Source organism: Neptuniibacter halophilus, from assembly GCF_030295765.1.
GTDB classification, from domain to species: Bacteria; Pseudomonadota; Gammaproteobacteria; order Pseudomonadales; family Balneatricaceae; genus Neptuniibacter; species Neptuniibacter halophilus.
The window spans coordinates 1,080,478-1,097,881 of the sequence record NZ_AP027292.1 but is presented as its reverse complement, the minus strand read 5'-3'; the positions used below and the strand labels follow the sequence as shown (position 1 = coordinate 1,097,881).

General features: G+C 54.4%; 16 protein-coding genes. 8 read left to right on the top strand and 8 right to left on the bottom strand.

Features of this window, described 5'->3' with window-relative positions; translation table 11 throughout:
• Positions 1 to 5 precede the first annotated feature (5 nt).
• The 3 genes from prmC to QUD59_RS05100 are packed head-to-tail and all read left to right on the top strand — an operon-like array spanning position 6 to position 2,071.
• Entirely contained in the window at positions 6 to 848 is an 843-nt protein-coding gene (gene prmC / locus QUD59_RS05110) for a peptide chain release factor N(5)-glutamine methyltransferase (RefSeq protein ID WP_286240016.1), read from the top strand.
• Between the two features lie 10 nt (positions 849 to 858).
• On the top strand, positions 859 to 1,632 hold the full coding sequence (locus tag QUD59_RS05105; RefSeq protein ID WP_286240993.1) for a molybdopterin-synthase adenylyltransferase MoeB: 774 nt from the start codon (positions 859 to 861) through the stop codon (positions 1,630 to 1,632).
• On the top strand, positions 1,625 to 2,071 hold the full coding sequence (locus QUD59_RS05100; protein WP_350227794.1) for a CoA-binding protein: 447 nt from the start codon (positions 1,625 to 1,627) through the stop codon (positions 2,069 to 2,071). The genes QUD59_RS05105 and QUD59_RS05100 overlap by 8 nt, the downstream gene beginning before the upstream one ends.
• Here QUD59_RS05100 and QUD59_RS05095 read toward each other — a convergent pair whose 3' ends face one another.
• Entirely contained in the window at positions 2,072 to 2,665 is a 594-nt protein-coding gene (locus QUD59_RS05095) for a hypothetical protein (protein ID WP_286240015.1), read from the bottom strand.
• A 117-nt stretch (positions 2,666 to 2,782) separates the two neighbouring features.
• Here QUD59_RS05095 and QUD59_RS05090 point away from each other — a divergent pair, with 117 nt between their 5' ends.
• Entirely contained in the window at positions 2,783 to 3,112 is a 330-nt protein-coding gene (locus QUD59_RS05090; RefSeq protein WP_286240014.1) for an antibiotic biosynthesis monooxygenase family protein, read from the top strand.
• Between the two features lie 9 nt (positions 3,113 to 3,121).
• Positions 3,122 to 3,820 carry a helix-turn-helix transcriptional regulator gene (locus tag QUD59_RS05085; protein ID WP_286240013.1) on the top strand — a complete coding sequence of 233 codons (699 nt, stop codon included), beginning with the start codon at positions 3,122 to 3,124 and terminating at the stop codon, positions 3,818 to 3,820.
• Here QUD59_RS05085 and QUD59_RS05080 read toward each other — a convergent pair.
• The 6 genes from QUD59_RS05080 to QUD59_RS05055 form a co-directional block, all read right to left on the bottom strand.
• Complete coding sequence (locus QUD59_RS05080) at positions 3,817 to 4,773, bottom strand: AEC family transporter (protein WP_286240012.1); 957 nt, start codon at positions 4,771 to 4,773, stop codon at positions 3,817 to 3,819. The genes QUD59_RS05085 and QUD59_RS05080 overlap by 4 nt on opposite strands.
• Before the next feature lie 51 nt (positions 4,774 to 4,824).
• Positions 4,825 to 5,328, bottom strand: coding sequence for a SixA phosphatase family protein (locus tag QUD59_RS05075; protein ID WP_286240011.1), 504 nt, complete (start codon positions 5,326 to 5,328; stop codon positions 4,825 to 4,827).
• Between the two features lie 357 nt (positions 5,329 to 5,685).
• The gene (locus tag QUD59_RS05070) at positions 5,686 to 7,356 is read right to left on the bottom strand and encodes an acyl CoA:acetate/3-ketoacid CoA transferase (RefSeq protein WP_286240010.1); all 1,671 of its coding nucleotides are present in this window, start codon (positions 7,354 to 7,356) and stop codon (positions 5,686 to 5,688) included.
• 176 nt (positions 7,357 to 7,532) lie between these two features.
• Positions 7,533 to 8,894 (bottom strand): sigma-54 interaction domain-containing protein, encoded by a 1,362-nt coding sequence (locus QUD59_RS05065; RefSeq protein WP_286240009.1) that lies wholly within the window; start codon positions 8,892 to 8,894, stop codon positions 7,533 to 7,535.
• A gap of 85 nt (positions 8,895 to 8,979) precedes the next feature.
• Entirely contained in the window at positions 8,980 to 9,189 is a 210-nt protein-coding gene (locus QUD59_RS05060; RefSeq protein WP_286240008.1) for a hypothetical protein, read from the bottom strand.
• 198 nt (positions 9,190 to 9,387) lie between these two features.
• The gene (locus QUD59_RS05055) at positions 9,388 to 10,947 is read right to left on the bottom strand and encodes a methyl-accepting chemotaxis protein (protein ID WP_286240006.1); all 1,560 of its coding nucleotides are present in this window, start codon (positions 10,945 to 10,947) and stop codon (positions 9,388 to 9,390) included.
• A gap of 400 nt (positions 10,948 to 11,347) precedes the next feature.
• Between QUD59_RS05055 and QUD59_RS05050 the strand changes: the two genes are divergently transcribed.
• Positions 11,348 to 12,430 (top strand): YCF48-related protein, encoded by a 1,083-nt coding sequence (locus QUD59_RS05050; RefSeq protein ID WP_286240005.1) that lies wholly within the window; start codon positions 11,348 to 11,350, stop codon positions 12,428 to 12,430.
• Positions 12,423 to 14,783 carry an efflux RND transporter permease subunit gene (locus QUD59_RS05045; RefSeq protein WP_286240003.1) on the top strand — a complete coding sequence of 787 codons (2,361 nt, stop codon included), beginning with the start codon at positions 12,423 to 12,425 and terminating at the stop codon, positions 14,781 to 14,783. The genes QUD59_RS05050 and QUD59_RS05045 overlap by 8 nt, the downstream gene beginning before the upstream one ends.
• Positions 14,784 to 14,994: 211 nt before the next feature.
• Here QUD59_RS05045 and fliT read toward each other — a convergent pair whose 3' ends face one another.
• Entirely contained in the window at positions 14,995 to 15,306 is a 312-nt protein-coding gene (fliT, locus tag QUD59_RS05040; protein WP_286240002.1) for a flagellar protein FliT, read from the bottom strand.
• 243 nt (positions 15,307 to 15,549) lie between these two features.
• On the opposite strand from fliT, the gene QUD59_RS05035 reads away from it, so the two are divergent.
• A complete protein-coding gene (locus QUD59_RS05035) occupies positions 15,550 to 17,313 on the top strand; it encodes a flagellin N-terminal helical domain-containing protein (protein WP_286240000.1) in 1,764 nt (587 codons plus the stop codon).
• Positions 17,314 to 17,404: the final 91 nt, after the last annotated feature.

The window sequence follows — 17,404 nt, the reverse complement described above, 5'->3', positions numbered from 1 at the left end:
CAGTTATGCAGATTGAACAGGCATTAAAACTGAGTGAGGAGCTGAGCTCCTGCAGTGAATCTCCGCAGTTGGATCTGGAACTGATGCTTTGTCAGTTGCTGGATAAGCCGCGTAGTTACCTTTTTACCTGGCCGGAACGCGAGCTGGATCCTGCGCAGCAGGAACAGCTTCAAAACTGGCTGCAACGGCGTAAGGCGGGTGAGCCTGTGGCGCATATTCTCGGCAGCCGGGGGTTCTGGAGTCTGGAGCTGGAAGTGTCGCCGGATACGCTGATTCCGCGCCCGGATACCGAACTGCTGGTGGAGCTGGCACTTGAGTATTGCCGCGAGCCGCGTGCACGTGTCGCGGATCTGGGAACCGGAACCGGTGCCATCGCCCTTGCGCTGGCAACGGAAAAGCCCGGCTGGCAGTTGGTGGCATCCGATTTTAAGGCTGAAGCGGTGGCGTTGGCGGAGCGAAACCGGGCACGTTATGCGCTGACGAATGTGGAACTGCTGCACGGTAGCTGGTTTGAACCCCATCAGGGGCGCTATCAGATGATTATTTCCAATCCGCCTTATATTGATCCCGCTGATCCCCATCTGCAGCAGGGGGATGTCCGTTTCGAGCCGCTTTCTGCACTGACCGCTGAGGATCAGGGGATGGCGGATATCCGCCTGATCAGTGAGCAGGCGCGGAGCTATCTGCTGGCATCGGGCTGGCTCCTGTTTGAACATGGCTATGATCAGGGGCTGATCTGTCGTAACCTGTTGATGGAGCTGGGCTATATCCATGTGGAGACCCGGCGCGATTATGGTGGAAATGAGCGGGTGACTCTGGGGCAGTGGCCGGGAGATACCGATGGGTGAGGAGACGTTGATGCTGAGTGACGAGCAGTTATTGCGCTACAGTCGTCAGATTATGCTGCCTGATGTGGATATTCATGGTCAGGAAACCTGGCTGAACTCCAGTGTGCTGATTATCGGGCTTGGCGGGCTAGGCAGTCCGGTGGCGATGTATCTGGCGGCAGCGGGTGTGGGTGAGCTTATTCTGGTGGATGATGATGAGGTAGACCTGTCCAACCTGCAGCGCCAGATTGCCCATAACGTTCGTCGGATCGGCACCCCCAAAGTAGACTCCGCACGGAATACCATTGCCGGAATCAACCCGGATACCCGGGTGAAAAGTATTAATGAGCGCCTTGAAGAAGATGCGCTGAATCGTCTGGTCGCAACCGTCGATCTGGTGGTGGACTGCACTGATAATTTCAGCAGCCGGTTTGCCATTAACCGTGCCTGTTTTGCGCATAAGAAGCCGCTGGTTTCCGGTGCTGCGATCCGCATGGAAGGTCAGGTGGCGGTGTATGATCCGCTGCAGGCGGACTCCCCCTGTTATCAGTGCCTGTATAAAGAGGGTGAGGATGAAGCGCTGACCTGTTCTGAATCGGGTGTGCTCTCGCCGTTGGTCGGAATTATCGGTTCAGTGCAGGCGCTGGAAGCACTCAAGGTGCTGGCGTCGGTGGGTGACAGTCTTGCCGGGCGGCTGCTTCTGCTGGACGCGAAAGCGATGCAGTGGCGCAGTATGAAGCTGCGAAAGGATCCGCACTGTCCGGTTTGTTCGGGCCAGCATGTCGGGGAGAAAGCCGATGTCTGACGAGTCGATGATCATCGAACTGTTGCAGCGTTGCCGGACGATTGCGCTGGTCGGGGCCAGCAACAGACCTGAACGCGCCAGTTACCGGGTGCTGGGTTTTCTGCTTGAGAGTGGTTATCAGGTGATTCCGGTGAACCCGATGCTGGCGGGGCAGGAGATTTATGGGCAGACGGTCGTTGCGACGCTGGAGGAGATCGGCCAGCCGGTTGATCTGGTGGATATCTTCCGTCAGAGCGAGGCGGCCGGTGACACGGTGGATGAGGCGATCCGTATCGGTGCGGGAGCTGTCTGGCTGCAGTTGGGCGTGATCAACCCTGAAGCTAAAGCGCGGGCGCAAGCTGCAGGTTTACAGGTGGTGATGGATCGTTGCCCGAAAATTGAAATTCCCCGACTTGAGATCGCAACACCCGCCGATCAGGCTGCGGTGGTGGTTCCCTGATCAGAGAAACATCTGGCGGATCTTAATGTCATCCCAGCAGCGGCGGGCGTAATTCAGCACCTCGGCCGGGTAGTTCTGCTGATCCAGATTCTCCGGCATCTCAGCACCGGAATGGATGACAAAGTGGATCAGGGGCAGTTGCCCGGATGCCAGCGCCCGGTGCACCAGTCCTTCGTCTGCCCTGGCTCCCTGCTGTAACAGCAGCGACAGGTGCAGCATCAGCTCTTCTCCTTTCTCCGATTCAAAACAGTCGGCAATCAGGGTCTGCGGCTCTGTTCTGGCTCCGGCGCTGAACAGTGCGCTGAGCAGCGACAGGCTTTGTTGTTGCTGAATGGCCAGTTGTGGGCGGCTGATTCCCGGCTGGCTGCTGCAGATCAGATCCGGGTCTGCGCCCCGGGCCAGTACCTGTTTCAGTGCTTTGGGGGATTGTTGCAGAATACAGAGTTCTGCCAGTGGCGGAGTTTGATCCGACAGGGGCTGGTCGATCTCGGAGGTCGGAATTTTAGGCAGCAGTTTCTGCAGTCGATCCAGATCGTTGTTTTCGATCGCCTTGCAGGCTTTGGCCAGCCGGTCATTCTTAAAAAGCCTGAGCACTGAGAGTCACCCTGTAAAAAAGTTTTCACTACTGACAGTACGCTGTCAGGAGGCCTATTTTAGCATCAGTTCCGGCATAAGCCTTAACTCAAATACACCCATGCAAGGAGCTGAATAATGACAACCCAAACGACTACGACTCATGTGCTTGAGCTGATTACGTATCGGGCGAAATCGGGTACAACGGAAGCTGATCTGATTGCCAGTCACGATGCGGTTAATCGTCTGGTTAAAGCGCAGCCGGGTTTTCTCTATCGCTCGGTCAGTCGTGACAGCGATCAGTTGTGGTATGACATTATCTATTGGCAGGATGAGCAGAGTGCTACGGCCGGCGGCGAGGCATTTCTGGCCTCGGAAGCAGGACAGCAATTGTGTAATCTGGCGGATATGGAAAGCTGTAAAATGCTGAAGATGCCACTGATCAGATCGATGTGCTGTGACTCTTAAGGATATTTAATGCGAAAAGCGGAGCGCCTGTTTCAGATTCTGACCCTGCTGCGAGGACGCCGCACGGTGCTGACTGCCCGTGATCTGGCGGAGCGGCTGCAGGTATCTGAGCGCACGATCTATCGGGATATACAGGCGCTTTCCCTGTCGGGTATGCCGATCGAGGGAGAGGCGGGTGTCGGCTACCGGCTGCGCCCGGAGTTCAGCCTGCCGCCGCTGATGTTTGATGAGGAGGAGCTTGAGGCGCTGCTGGTCGGTGTACGTCTGGTGCAGGGGTGCAGTGATCAGGCGCTGGGGCGTTCGGCGAGCCGGGTACTGGAAAAGGTCCGGGCGGTTTTGCCGGAGGGGGCCCGGCGCTGTTACCCGGAAGAACAGGAGCAGGAGTGGCTGCTGGTACCGGGTTTTCATCGGGATTACACCACGCGCTTCGGTGATCAGATCAGGCAGGCGATTAAACAGCAGCAGGTGTTGTGGTTGCACTATCAGCGCGAGGATAAACAGTTCTCAACACGGGAGATATGGCCGCTGGGGCTGGTTTTCTGGGGTTCTGTCTGGACTCTGATTGGCTGGTGTGAGCTGCGAGATGATTACCGGATGTTCCGGCTGGACCGGATTCAGCAGCTCGAACTGGCAGAGCGTCAGTTCGAAACCACTGATCAGATCAATTTGCAGGCCTACCTGAAAAAGGTGCGTGAAGCCTGCGCTTAAATCACCCCAAAAACGCGCATCAGATAGATGCCTGCACTCAGTGTCAGTACCGAGCCTAATGTGGTCATCAGAATTATATTCGCTGCCAGTTCCGGATTGCCGCCCATCGCTTTTGCCATGACAAAACTGGCGGCGGCAGTCGGGCAGCCGAACAGCACCATCAGCATGGTCAGGTCCTGACCGCGGAAACCGTAGACCCAGGCTGCCAGCGTCAACAGAAATGGCAAAATCACCAGCTTGCAGAGGGTGGCCCAGGTAGCCTGAGCCGAGGTATTGCGCAGGCTGTCCAGATTCAGGGAACCACCGATGGCCAGCAGTGCCAGAGGCAGGGTCAGGTTGGCGAAGTAGCGTCCGGTTTTCTGCGCGATGTCGGGTAGCTGAAATCCAAAGTAGGAGAAGGGCAGGGCCAGACAAACGGCGATAATCAGCGGGTTCTTCAGCACTTCCAGAACGGTTTTGCCGAGGCTTGCCGAGCCGCTGCGTTGCGCGGGTATGGTCAGGGCGACAATCGACAGCACGTTGAACAGAGGTATCACCAGTGCCAGCAGCAGTGATGCCTGAGCCAGCCCCGAATCAGAAAACAGGTTGTAACTGACAGCCAGACCGATAATGCCATAGTTACTGCGGAACGCGCCTTGTATGAACACTCCGAGGTCTTCCGGCCGGGTGACCCAGCGTTTGGCGATTACCCAGAGGCCGACAAAAGAGATCAGGGTGCCGAATAGAACAAATCCCAGTTGCTGCGGGTTAAACACCGCATGAAAATCAGTGCGTGAGATTGACATAAAGACCAGCGCGGGCAGGGTGATCATAAACACCAGGCGCGAGGCTGTGCCGATAAACGCCTCATCGATAACGCGCAGTCGTTTCAGCAGGTAGCCAAGGAAAACGATAAAGAAGATGGGCGCAACAATGTTGGCGGTAAAGCTGAAGGATTGCAGGTAAAGTTCCACGGGCAAGTGACTCCGGAAGAGGGAGGCTTATTTTACCACAGCGGTGAACGATTAAGCCGGTTGCAGATGCTTTTTCGGATAATCAAACAGGGTCAGGGTGGCGCAACCGGCGGCCAGTTCCTCCCAGCGGGTTATGCTCAGGTGCATGTGCATATGGGCAGCGGTGGGAAATTTTTCCTGTTCCTGCTGTGTCAGCAGATGACCCAGTATCTCCAGTCCGGGATTATGGCCAACCAGCATAACGTGAGTCACCCGGTTGGGGAGCTGCTGCAGGATATAGAGCAGGGTTTCGGCGCAGGCTTCATAGAGCTCGGGAACGATTAATAGTTGTTCCGGGGAGAGATTGAGCTGGCTGTGGAGTGCTCTGGCGGTGGTAATGGCCCGTCTGGCGCCACTGCTGAGAATCAGATCCGGTCGGATCCCTGACTGCTCAGTCCGTTCTGACAGAGCAGGAAGGTCGCGTTTACCGCGCTTATTCAGGGGGCGGTCAAAATCCTTCAGCTCGGGGTCTTTCCAACTGGATTTAGCATGCCGGACCAAGCTAAGCGTTTTCATCGTGTCTGTCCCTTGTCGCAGCGGGGGAGCCCGGCTGTGGATGATATCCCGATCTGGGCTGGCGCGGAGCGCTTCCTGAAATATTAGGGGGGATTGGCAGAATTGCGAGTGGATTTGGCGATATCGTTCGAAAAAACTAAAAAAGCCATCCGGAGAACAGGCTGGCACTGAGGGTTTCAGGTTAGCCCGGGGGATGTGCTTAAGCGGGTGGCCAGTCAAACTGGTAACGAGCCGCCGTCAGCATCAGCCTGTTCCCCTGAAAGCGTTGTCCGACCGGTTGCACAATAACACCGCACATGGGTTATAGCGGTCAGACGTGGTTAACGCTTTCACGGATGGAAAAGAAGCAAGCTCTCCTTAGCTTGCCGTAGTTGCACACAGTCTCGACTCGGGATCTGCTGCAATTTCGCTACGTTCGTTACCCTGCAGTACCTTTTTCATCAGTGCTCGCATCTGCTGCATTGGGCGGCTGCCGGGCTGATTCAGGCGCATCGGTTCCTTGCGGAACAGGCGCGGATCCATCGGTTTCAGTTCATCATCAATCAGCGGTGTGAACTCCATCTGATCCAGAATATCTCTTTGCAGATCTACCCCCGGTGCGATCTCGGTCAGCAACAGGCCTTTGGCTGTCAGGCGGAAGACGGCGCGCTCGGTGATGAAGGTGACGCGCTGCTGGCACTGCATGGCGTAGCTGCCATTAAAGGTGATCTGCTGTACCTGTTTCTTAAACTTTTTCAGCGGGCCGTTTTCGATGATTCTGAGCCCCTGATCGGTGATCTCGAGTGCCTGTTTGCCTGAGGTAAAAGTACCGAGGAAGTAAAGATCACGGGTGTTTTGGGTGATGTTGATAAATCCGCCGGCCCCGGCCAGCTTCGGGCCGAATTTGCTGACGTTTACATGGCCTTCCGGGCAGCTTTCTGCCAGTCCGAGAAAGGCCTGATCAAGTCCGCCGCCGTCGTAGAAATCAAACTGTGCGGGCTGGTCGATGACCGCCTCTGCATTGCTGACTGCGCCAAAGCTGAGTCCACTGGCAGGCTGTCCGCCAATGCCGCCGGGTTCAACTGTCAGAGTGAAGTCACTGATCTTGCCCTCTTCTGCGGCAACGGTGGAGACGGCTTCGGGCATGCCGATGCCCAGATTAACCACTGCGCCCTTACGCAGCTCCATCAATGCCCGGCGGGCAATGATCTTACGGGCGTTGAGCTCCATCTGGTCACTGCTTTGCTGGGGCTGGCGAATTTCGCCGGTGTAGGCCGGATTATAGTGCTCGGCAAAGGTTTGCGGGTGATCTGCGCTTTCTGCAACAACAATATGATCCACCAGAATGCCGGGAATGCGGATCCGGTCCGGTGTTAGTTGGTGTTGTTCGGTCAGGCGTTCAACTTGTGCCAGAACGATACCGCCGCTGTTATGCACGGCCTGAGCTATGGCCAGTGCGTCCAGTGGCAGTGCCTCACGTTCCATGGAGATGTTGCCTTTGGCATCAGCCGTCGTGCCGCGAAGCAGAGCAACATTGAGAGGGAAGTGCTTGTAGAGCAGTGCTTCCTGATTACCCAGTTCCAATAGTTGGACCAGATCTTCCTGGGAACGGCTGTTGATCTTGCCCCCCTCGTAGCGAGGATCGACAAAGGTGTTCAGGCCTACCCGACTGAGGGTGCCGGGTTTGCCGGCGGCGATGTCGCGAAACATATGGCAGATCACCCCCTGTGGCAGGTTGTAAGCTTCGATCTGATTGGCCACCGCCATCTTGCCGAGGCTGGGGGCCAGTCCCCAGTGCCCGCCAACCACACGCTTCAGCATGCCTTCGTGGGCAAAATGGTTCAGGCCGCGGCATTGAGCATCGCCCTGACCGGCAGCATAAAGCAGGTTCAGGTTATTGGGCTGGCCCTGTTCCAGAAAGCGTTTTTCGATCGCTTTGGCGAGGGTCTCAGCGAAACCAATGCCGATAAAACCACCGGTCACCAGGGTGTCGTTGGATTTAACCAGGGCGGCCGCCTGATCGGCGGTAATCACTTTACTCTGACTCATTACGCGTACCGTTATTTTTATTTTTGGGAGATCAGGTACAGAGCAAGTGTGGGGCCAGAAAATTAAAGTTGTTTTTTATCAGTGGGTTATAGGTCTTGGCGCGGAAAGTGGTTAGGTTTTAGTGTCTATTTTTATAGACATAAGTGTATTTGTGTCTTGTTTTGTGTACGGATTGTCTATTCTGATCGGCTAAGGCGCTGATAGAGGCTGGCACGGGATATTCCAAGTAGCTTTGCTGCCGCTGTTTTGTTGCCATGGCAGCGTTGAATCGCTTGCTCTATGGCCTGACGTTCCAGTTGCTGCCGGCTGCTTTTCAGGTCGCCAGAGTTTGCCGGTACCGCCGGGAGTTCGTCACTGGCGCCGAGATCTTGTGCTTCTATCAGATCGCCTTCGGCCATCACACAGCCACGTTCCAGACGATTACGCAGTTCACGGATATTCCCCGGCCAGTGGTAATTCTGCAGCCATTGCAGAGCACGCTTGGACAGGGTGAGTTCAGGCAGTTGGGACTGACGCTGGATCTGAGCCAGCATATGCTCCGCCAGAGCGGGGATGTCGTCCAGCCGCTGGCGCAGCGGTGGCAGGTTGATCGGCAGGACATTCAGGCGATAGTAGAGATCTTCACGAAATTCGCCTCGTTCCACCTGCTGACGCAGATCTTTGGCTGTAGCGGCAATCACCCGTACGTCGACTTTTTCCAGACGGTTGGAGCCTAAAGCTTCTACCTCACGCTCCTGTAATACCCGTAGCAGTTTAGCCTGCATGGCCAGCGGCATTTCGGCAATCTCATCCAGAAACAGGGTACCGCCATCGGCAAGCTGAACCTTGCCGGTGCGTCCTTTACGGTCGGCACCGGTAAAGGCGCCGGGGGCGGTGCCGAACAGTTCTGCTTCGGCCAGCGATTCGGGCAGGGCGCCCATGTTAATCCCGACGAAAGGGCCGCTGCGTCGGGTTGAAGCGTGGTGTATCCCCTGAGCCAGCAGTTCTTTCCCGGTGCCGGTTTCCCCCAGTAGCAGCAGGGTAGTATCCAGTTGGGCGGCCCGTAATGCCTGACGTCTCAGCAGTTGGGTGGGAACCGCATTGCCGATCATGTCATCGAGAGCGTAACGGCTGGGGCGGATGATTTTTTCATCTTCAAATTTACGCCGCAGGCGGGCAAATTTATCAAACAGGGGCTGAAGGCTGTCCAGATCATCATAAAAAACGAAGCCAATAGCACCGATCACCTGATTCTCCGGGTTTTTGATTGGCAGCCGGGTGACCACGCACCAGCGGTTGTTAATCTGCATCAGGTCGACAAACGAGGGTTTTCCGCTCTTGACTACCCGTGGCAGTTGCGTGGTCGGGAGTATATTTTCCACCGGCTGGCCGACGGGGTCGCTGTGCTCGGGTATGTCGATCAGTTTGCGGTAGGCCTCGCTGAGCCAGAGCACGCAGCCCTGATCGTCAACTGCAATGGAGCCCTGGCAGAGGCTGGAGAGCAGATCCAGCAAGTTGTGGTTGCTGTCCTGTTCAATCAGTTCTCGAAGTGAATGCATAGCTGAAGGTGTCTGTCCGGATACTGGTCCGGATAAACTTACGCATTACGCCGGTTGCTGCCAAGTCTTTTTCCTGGCGGGTGTGTCAGGCGACGTTGCGTTTACGGTTTTTGTGATGACGGGTGACAGAACCTTTGATCACCATCTCCCAGGTGTTGCCGGTGCTCATCAGCATGGCGCCACAGTGGCCGCATTTACAGATCTGCGAGTGACCCAGATCGCTGACCGTATCCAGACGGGGATGGTCGTTGCCGGTTTTAACAAGCTCAAAGCAGTGTACGCAATCGGTATTCACGGTTGTTCTCCTGACAGGGAGGCCACTGAGGACCGGGTTTCGTTTGGGTATCGGTTGCGTCAGGGAGAACTTGAGTAAAAAGTGTTTAAAAAACAGCCAGATTTTGGCTTGTGGTTATTGTTCGTCAGAAGTTTTTGTATTAACTGTCTGATTTTAATAGGAAGAGGTGCTGGCACAGAACGCTGCCAGCACCGCCTTTCAACCGGAGAAGGTTTTCAGCATGGAGCGCAACTCTGTCACCAGCTTTTCCAGATTGACGCTGGCGTTATGAGTGATCTCTGAGGCGGCCAGATTGCGGCTGGCGATATCGCGGATATTCAGCACATTGTTGTTGATCTCTTCGGATACTGAACTTTGCTGCTCTGATGCACTGGCAACCTGAATGCAGCGGTCGGATACCCCGGTCATTGCAGCGGAGACCTGCTCAAAGGACTGATTGGCATCCTGAGCCAGACGGATACCCTGCTCAGCCTGTTCGGAACAGCGCTGCATGGTGGCAGCGGTGATCTCAACTTGCTTGTGTATCTGATCGACCGTGTTGCGGATCTCGCTGGTGGAGCTCTGGGTTCGCTGGGCGAGGGTTCTTACCTCATCGGCGACCACGGAAAATCCACGTCCCTGCTCACCTGCGCGGGCCGCTTCAATCGCTGCATTCAGGGCCAGCAAATTGGTTTGCTCAGCAATGTCATTGATGATGCTGAGGATCTGCTCGATCGCCTGGGTTTGCTGTTTCAGTTCGATAGAGGATTGGGAGGCCGCCTGTACATCCTTGACCAGTTCGCCGATGCTGCGCAGCATGGTGTCCAGATTGACCCGCCCCTGCTCGGCCAGATCGGTGGCATGCTGGGTGGCTTCCGAGGTTTGTGCGGTGTTCTGGGCGATCTCGTGAGCTGTTGCCGACATCTGGGTGGCGGCACTGGCGAGCATGTCGCTTTCCTGGTTTTGCTGCTCTATCCCTGAGTTGGTCTGTGCTATGGCAGAGTTGGTTTCGGCCATAACCTCGCTGAGGGTGTCGATGCTGTCTTCCATCCGGCCTATTACGGTTCGCAGGCGTGCCTGCATCATCCGGTTGGCCAGCTCGACAGCGCCGGGCTCCTGCATGCTCTCGGTCATAACCCACTGGGCCAGAGGGTTGTTGTACACCTGCTGGCTGAGCTGACTGACTTTCTGGAAAGACTGGCTGCTGAAATGGATCAGGCCGAGACCGGTGATCAGTGTTAACGCCATAAGCGCGAGTTGCAGATTCTCAGACAGAGGCAAAAACTGGCTGCCAAGCATCAGTAAGCCCATGCCGGCGCTGATCAGGATGACCCGGCGTATCAGGCTGGAAGGCTTAACCGCCCGGGGCGGGCGCTCACGGATGCGGCGGTAGATGGTTTCGGCTCGGTCAATCTGTTCGCGGCTGGGGCGGGTACGGACAGACTGGTAGCCCGTGGTATGGCCCTGTGTGTCATAAAGGGGCATAACATACGCCTGAACCCAATAGTAATCGCCGTTCTTGCAGCGGTTCTTCACCAGCCCCATCCATGGCTGATTGTTTTTCAGGTGATCCCACATATCTTTAAAGGCGGCAGGAGGCATATCCGGGTGGCGGACAATGCTGTGCTGTTTGCCGATCAGCTCTTCCTGGCTGTAACCGGCAATCCGGCAGAATTCCGGGTTGGCATAGGTGATAATACCGCGGGTGTCTGTGGTGGATATCAGGCGCTCATTATCGGGATACACCTGCTCCTTATCGGTAGTCAGGACTGCGTTCATCTCGTACTCCGGTAAATCCATTTTACATCGGGCCGGTGATGCTCGTTTCACCGGTACATGTCATCCCTGCAGTACTGATGTCCGGCTGTTCAGGGCTGATCTTCTGAGCGAAGAGCGCGCTGAAATAAACAGGCCTGAGCATAGTCACTGCACCTGGTTTTTCAGTGTAGACCATAGGGTCCTGGCAGGCTTTATACGTTTTTGTTCCGGGTGGTGCAATGCAACATTGGTGGGTATTTTTTCAGCATATGTTGACTCTGGGGCGGGCCGATCAAAAAGATAGTTTCCGTGACGTATATTGTCAGTTATCTTGGGGAGGAATGTTATTGTGCTGGCCGGGGCATTCCGGGATGCTTCAGGGTGAGTTAAACGGACTAGAAAAATAATAATCAGGTCGCAGATGAGTAGACGAATCCTTTCTTTATTTGTGCTGGTGACAGCCCTGTTGCTTAATCCGCTACAGGCTGCTGATCGTTTAGATATGCCTGCGCTACAGCAGGCCCAGCAAGAAAATCTATTACTACTGAGTGTGGAAAAAGCCGGTGATCGCCTGGTGGCCTCTGGTGAGCACGGGGTGGTTATTTTCTCAGATGATCAGGGGCAGCATTGGCAGCAGGCCGAAGTGCCAGGCAGTACTCTGCTGACCAGTCTGCACTTTTTTGATAATCAAACCGGTTGGGCGGTGGGACATGATGGTCTGCTGCTGAAAACGGTGGATGGCGGTGCCCATTGGCAGAAGCGTCTGGATGGAAATCAGATCAATCAGCTCCGGGTCGATGCGATAGAGCAGACTCTGGCGCAACTGAACGGTGAAGAAGAGCCGGATCAGGAACGCATCGAAATGCTGGAGTACAAGCTGGAAGATGCTGCTGTGGCGCTGGAAGAGGGGCCGAGTTCTCCATTATTGGATGTGCTGTTTATTAGCCCTGAACGGGGCTTCTTGATTGGTGCCTATGGTCTGATGTTGACAACGGATGATGGCGGCGAAAGCTGGCATTCGGCAGGCCATCAGTTACCGAACCCGGATGGCTTGCATCTTAATCGTATTTTCGAGACCGCCCGGGGCGAATTGTTTCTGCTGGGTGAAGCCGGGCTGGTGTTGAGCAGTCTGGATGCCGGCACTACCTGGGGTGTTGTTGAAACGCCTTATCAGGGGTCGTTTTTCAGTGCTGTGGAATCGGATGCACTCTACCTGATGGGGTTGCGTGGCAATGCTTACCGCCGCTTGCCTGATGATTCATGGGAGAAGGTTGAGTTACCGGTAACGGCAACGATTAATGATGCGGTTGTTGTGGATGGCCGGGCCTATCTTGTGGGGCAGGGTGGTGCACTGCTGCAGCAACAGAATTCAGAATTCATAAATTTTTCTGCCCGCGGTCTGCGTAGCTATTCTGCGGTGACCGCCATCAATGGCTATCTGCTGATTGTTGGAGAAGAGGGTGTTAAGCGGATTCGCCTGGATGGGGTGACTGAGCATGAATAAATTTTCTGCGGCGCTGATGTGGCCGATTAACAGTAGCGAAAAACTGGCGGAGCGTTTTCTGTTTGGGCACCGCTCTCTGGTTCTGTCGCTGTTTGTGCTGGTAACGCTGCTGTTTGCCTGGCAGGCCTCTCAGATTCGTCCGGATGCCAGTTTTGTGAAGATGATTCCTGCGGAGCATCCCTATGTGGAAAACTATATCCGCTACAAGGATGATCTGGCCGGGCTGGGTAACAGTATCCGGGTTGTTGTGGCGGCGAAAGAGGGTGATATTTTCAGCGCTGAATTTCAGGATACCCTGAAGCGGGTGACCGATGAGCTGTTTTTTATACCCGGGGTTGACCGGTCAGCGCTGAAGTCCATCTGGACCCCTAACGTTCGCTGGACCGAGGTGACCGAAGAGGGCTTTGTCGGTGGCCCGGTGATACCGCCTAAATATGATGGCTCAGAACAGAGTCTGGAGCAGGTGCGGACGAATATTCTGCGCTCAGGTCAGGTTGGTATTCTGGTGGGTAATGACTTCCGTTCCGCCATGGTGCAGGTACCTTTATTCGATAAGCACCCGGAGACCGGGGAGAAGCTGAACTATCAGGAATTCTCCCGGCAACTGGAAACGCTGGTGCGGGAGAAATACAGCTCTGCTGCGATCGATATTCACATGACCGGCTTTGCCAAGATCGTCGGTGATCTGATCGACGGTGCGGCTGAGGTGGCGTTGTTCTTCGCTGTGGCCTTTGTTGTGACCATGGTTCTGCTCTACCTTTATTCCGGTAGCCTGACGGGGACGCTGATTCCGCTGATCTGTTCTTTTGCGGCGGTTGTCTGGCAGTTAGGGCTGCTCAATCTGCTGGGGTATGGTCTTGATCCCTATTCGATGCTGGTGCCGTTTCTGGTGTTCGCCATTGCGGTCAGTCACGGTGTGCAGATCGTCAATACGATTACACTGGAGGCTGCAACCACCGGTGCCTGTAAAATTGAAGCCGCGCGACATGCTTTCAAGACTATCTATATCCCCGGTCTGACCGCGTTGATCTCCGATGGTATCGGCTTTATTACCCTGATGGTGATCCAGATTCAGGTGATTCAGGATCTGGCTGTTGCGGCATCAGTCGGGGTGGCGGTGATTGTACTGACCAACCTGATGCTGCTGCCGCTGCTGATGAGTTACGCTGGCGTCGGCAATAAGGCGATCGAGAAAGCTAAACGCAGCATCGCCAAAGAAAACTCCCACTGGCACTTGTTCAGTTTTTTTGCCACGCCGTTCGGCGCGACCGTGGCGGTGACGGCAGCACTGGGTTTGCTGGTGCTGGGGTTGTATGGCAGTCAGGGGCTGCAGATCGGTGATCTGGATAAAGGTGCCCCCGAGTTGCGATCAGATTCGCGTTATAACCTGGATAACGACTTTATTACCGCCAACTATTCCACTTCCAGTGATGTGTTCGTGGTGATGGTGACGACACCTGAAGAGCATTGCAGCCACTATAAAACGCTGGAGACAGTTGATCGCTTCCAGTTTTATCTGCGAGATGTGCCGGGAGTGCAGTCGAGTATCTCGCTGGTGGATGTATCGGAACGGGTGACGGCGGGTCTGAATGAGGGCAATCTGAAATGGCGCTCGATCATCCGTAATCAGTATGTGATTAATGCATCCTTGTCTTATGTGCCGGCAGGCCTGATGAACAGCAGTTGTTCGCTGTTGCCCGTGATTATTTTCCTCGACGATCACAAAGCGCAGACCCTGAAGGATATTACGGCTTCGGTGCAGGCGTTTGCTGATGAATATGGCTCAGAGAATATCCAGTTCCATATGGCAGCGGGTAAAGCCGGTTTTGAAGCGGCGACCAATGAGGTGATTGAAACCGCACAGTACGAGATGCTGATCTGGGTATACAGTGTGGTGAGTTTGCTTTGTTTGCTGACATTCCGTTCTGTTCGTACCGTGATCTGTATTATTGCTCCGCTGGCGCTGACTTCAGTGCTGTGTCAGGCGCTGATGGCGCAGATCGGCATCGGCGTTAAAGTGGCGACGCTGCCCGTGATCGCTCTGGGCGTAGGGATCGGTGTGGATTACGGTATCTATATCTACTCGAAAATGCAGACCTATCTGCAGCAGGGTCATAGCCTGTCTGTGGCTTATCTGGAAACCCTGCAGAGTACCGGTAAGTCAGTTGCCTTTACCGGCCTGACCCTGGCGATTGGCGTGGTGCTCTGGACTCTGTCACCGATTAAGTTCCAGGCAGATATGGGTATCCTGCTGACCTTTATGTTTGTCTGGAATATGCTCGGTGCGCTGGTGCTGTTGCCGGCGATCGCTTGCCTGCTGCATCCGGAATATCGGGAGCGTAGTCAGGCGTGATGAAATCTATCGGCGCGAGACGCGCCGCCTGCGGTAGGTTCTGGTAATGCGGTAGGAGCGCGGTCCCCGCGCGAGGGTGTGGCAGGGTTTGGTATATCCTTCGGCGCGAACGCGCCTCCTGCGGTGGGTTCTGGTAATGCGGTAGGAGCGCGGTCCCCGCGCGAGAAGTTGTGGCAGGATTTGAGATATCCTTCGGCGCGAGACGCGCCTCCTACCGGAAGGCGTCCAGGGCTTTTTGCATTTTGGCGGCCTGACCCAGTGTCTTTTTGTCCTTAACTAATTTTTGTTTTACCTGTTCGGCCAATTGCATGGTGCGGTTGTTGGTCTCTTTAGTGGTAAGCAGTATCTGGCGAACTTCCTTTACCTCTTCGGCTGGAATCTCAGCAGTCATTAATCTGCTCACGGTTTGGTTGTGTGTTACTTGTAGGTTGGTCACACCTTCCCAATCATCATCCTGAGCAAGCTGTTCCATCTGTTCGGCCTGCTGCAAAGCTTGTTGCGCTAATTTAATTAAAACGCTCATTTCAATATTCCTGCGAGATTTTTCTCATGCCCAGTCTGAGCGTGCCGATAACAAAAATCAACGGGACGTTATGGCGCTGTAAGTAAGAAGATAGAAAAAGTTAATTTTTTTCTAAAGCGTTCAGCTCCCTGGTCGATAACATTTTCAAGCTTGGATTTCTCACCCCCTTCAACTGAGAAATTCAAAGAGCCAAAAATTCGAATACAGCCGGTCAGACTCGGCTGATTGTGAGGAGAAAATCTCATGGCAATGGTAATTAACTCAAACATCATGTCGCTGAATGCTCAGCGTAACCTGACCCTCTCTCAGGGTGATCAGAACCAGGCTATGGAACGTCTGACCAGCGGTAAGCGCATTAACTCCGCAGCGGATGATGCAGCGGGTCTGGCGATCTCTAACCGTATGACTTCTCAGGTTCGTGGTCTGGATCAGGCGATTCGTAACGCGAACGATGGTATCTCTCTGATCCAGACAGCAGAAGGTGCACTGGACGAGACTACTAACATCCTGCAGCGTATGCGTGAGCTGTCTATTCAGTCTGCCAACGGTACCTACGATGAAGGTAACCGTTCTACTCTGAACGCAGAAGTACAGCAGCTGATCGCAGAAATTGACCGTATCTCTGAAACTACCAAATTCAACGGCCTGCAGATTCTGGATGGTACGCTGGGTGAAGTTGACCTTCAGGCTGGTGCGGATTCCAATGAGACTATTACTCTTAACATTGGTGCAACAGATACCAACTCACTGGGTAACGGTTCAGGTGCAAGCGTAACGGGTACGGACCTGGGATCTGACCTGCTGGCAGGTATCGATGGGATCAATGGTGTTACTAACACTATGGAAATCAACGGTCAGGATGTGGGTGATCTGAGTGCTCACGCATCAGGAAGTCTGCAAGATGCTCTGGATGAGATTAATGGCAATGTAACTGGAGTAACTGTTGGTGCAACTACTGAGATGGTAGCGACCACCGGTGGTGACGGTATCATTCAGGACGGTGAATATGTTCAGTTTGCGGTAACTATGGCCGATGATACTGTTCAGACTTTCCAGGTAAGCAACACCAGCAATATGGATGATCTGGTATCAACCATCAACGAGGTATCTGGTGGGCTGGTACAGGCAAGCGTAAATGACGATGGCTACCTGACCCTGAGTGCAGAAAATACAACATCTATTGCTATCACTGAAAGTACAGTAGACGCTGCGGCAGCTCTGGGTACTGGCCTTGACGGTGGTGATACTGGATTTTCTCACCTGACCTTTACCGCTGAAGCGGGCGTAGATGAAATAACCATTGAATATGGTGTTGCTACCGATGCGTCACTGACAGGTGTAGACACTCGCCTGAAACAGGGTGAAATCATGGGTGATGCTGCACTGGCAACCACTGCCTTCAATGACGGTGATCTGGTACTGAACGGCGTATCCATCGGTGAATATGATAATACTATCGACTACGATGGCAACGACACTGCTGGTGAAGCAAGTGATACCGTAGCATTCCTGAACACTTACACAGAGCAGACTGGTGTGGTTGCTTCTCTGGATAGCTCCAGTGTAACTAACGCGCTGAAATTGACCTCTGTGGATGGTGCTGATATTTCCATCGACTACAAAGATGGTCAGGAAACCACCATGCAGGGTATTCTGAATCTACATGAAACTAACGTTGCAGTAGGTTCTGGTAGCAGTGTCGCTAATATCGATATCTCCACCGCTGCTGGAGCCCAGAAGGCGATTGACACTATTGATGCAGCTCTTGAGCAGATCAACGCTACTCGTGGTGATCTGGGTGCAATCAACAACCGCCTGGACTTCACCATCAACAACCTGTCTAACGTATCTGAGAACGTAGCGGCTGCCCGTTCACGTATCGAAGATGCAGACTTTGCAAAAGAATCTGCAAACTTGAGTCGTGCTCAGGTACTGCAGCAGGCAGGAACAGCGATGCTGGCACAGGCTAACGCTGCACCTCAGCAGGTTCTGTCACTGCTGCAGTAAGATAGCAGCTATACTGACAGATAGAGTTGAGATCCCCCTGAGCCTTCGGTGAAGGGGGATTACTCAAAAAGTTAAAGAAGAGGAAATGAGT

Bases quoted from the DNA above. Each gene is read 5' to 3' on its own strand.
- prmC (WP_286240016.1), top strand. From the start codon at position 6: ATGCAGATTGAACAGGCATTAAAACTGAGTGAGGAGCTGAGCTCCTGC.
- QUD59_RS05105 (WP_286240993.1), top strand. From the start codon at position 859: ATGCTGAGTGACGAGCAGTTATTGCGCTACAGTCGTCAGATTATGCTG.
- QUD59_RS05100 (WP_350227794.1), top strand. From the start codon at position 1,625: ATGTCTGACGAGTCGATGATCATCGAACTGTTGCAGCGTTGCCGGACG.
- QUD59_RS05090 (WP_286240014.1), top strand. From the start codon at position 2,783: ATGACAACCCAAACGACTACGACTCATGTGCTTGAGCTGATTACGTAT.
- QUD59_RS05085 (WP_286240013.1), top strand. From the start codon at position 3,122: ATGCGAAAAGCGGAGCGCCTGTTTCAGATTCTGACCCTGCTGCGAGGA.
- QUD59_RS05075 (WP_286240011.1), bottom strand. From the start codon at position 5,328: ATGAAAACGCTTAGCTTGGTCCGGCATGCTAAATCCAGTTGGAAAGAC.
- QUD59_RS05070 (WP_286240010.1), bottom strand. From the start codon at position 7,356: ATGAGTCAGAGTAAAGTGATTACCGCCGATCAGGCGGCCGCCCTGGTT.
- QUD59_RS05065 (WP_286240009.1), bottom strand. From the start codon at position 8,894: ATGCATTCACTTCGAGAACTGATTGAACAGGACAGCAACCACAACTTG.
- QUD59_RS05055 (WP_286240006.1), bottom strand. From the start codon at position 10,947: ATGAACGCAGTCCTGACTACCGATAAGGAGCAGGTGTATCCCGATAAT.
- QUD59_RS05050 (WP_286240005.1), top strand. From the start codon at position 11,348: ATGAGTAGACGAATCCTTTCTTTATTTGTGCTGGTGACAGCCCTGTTG.
- QUD59_RS05045 (WP_286240003.1), top strand. From the start codon at position 12,423: ATGAATAAATTTTCTGCGGCGCTGATGTGGCCGATTAACAGTAGCGAA.
- fliT (WP_286240002.1), bottom strand. From the start codon at position 15,306: ATGAGCGTTTTAATTAAATTAGCGCAACAAGCTTTGCAGCAGGCCGAA.
- QUD59_RS05035 (WP_286240000.1), top strand. From the start codon at position 15,550: ATGGCAATGGTAATTAACTCAAACATCATGTCGCTGAATGCTCAGCGT.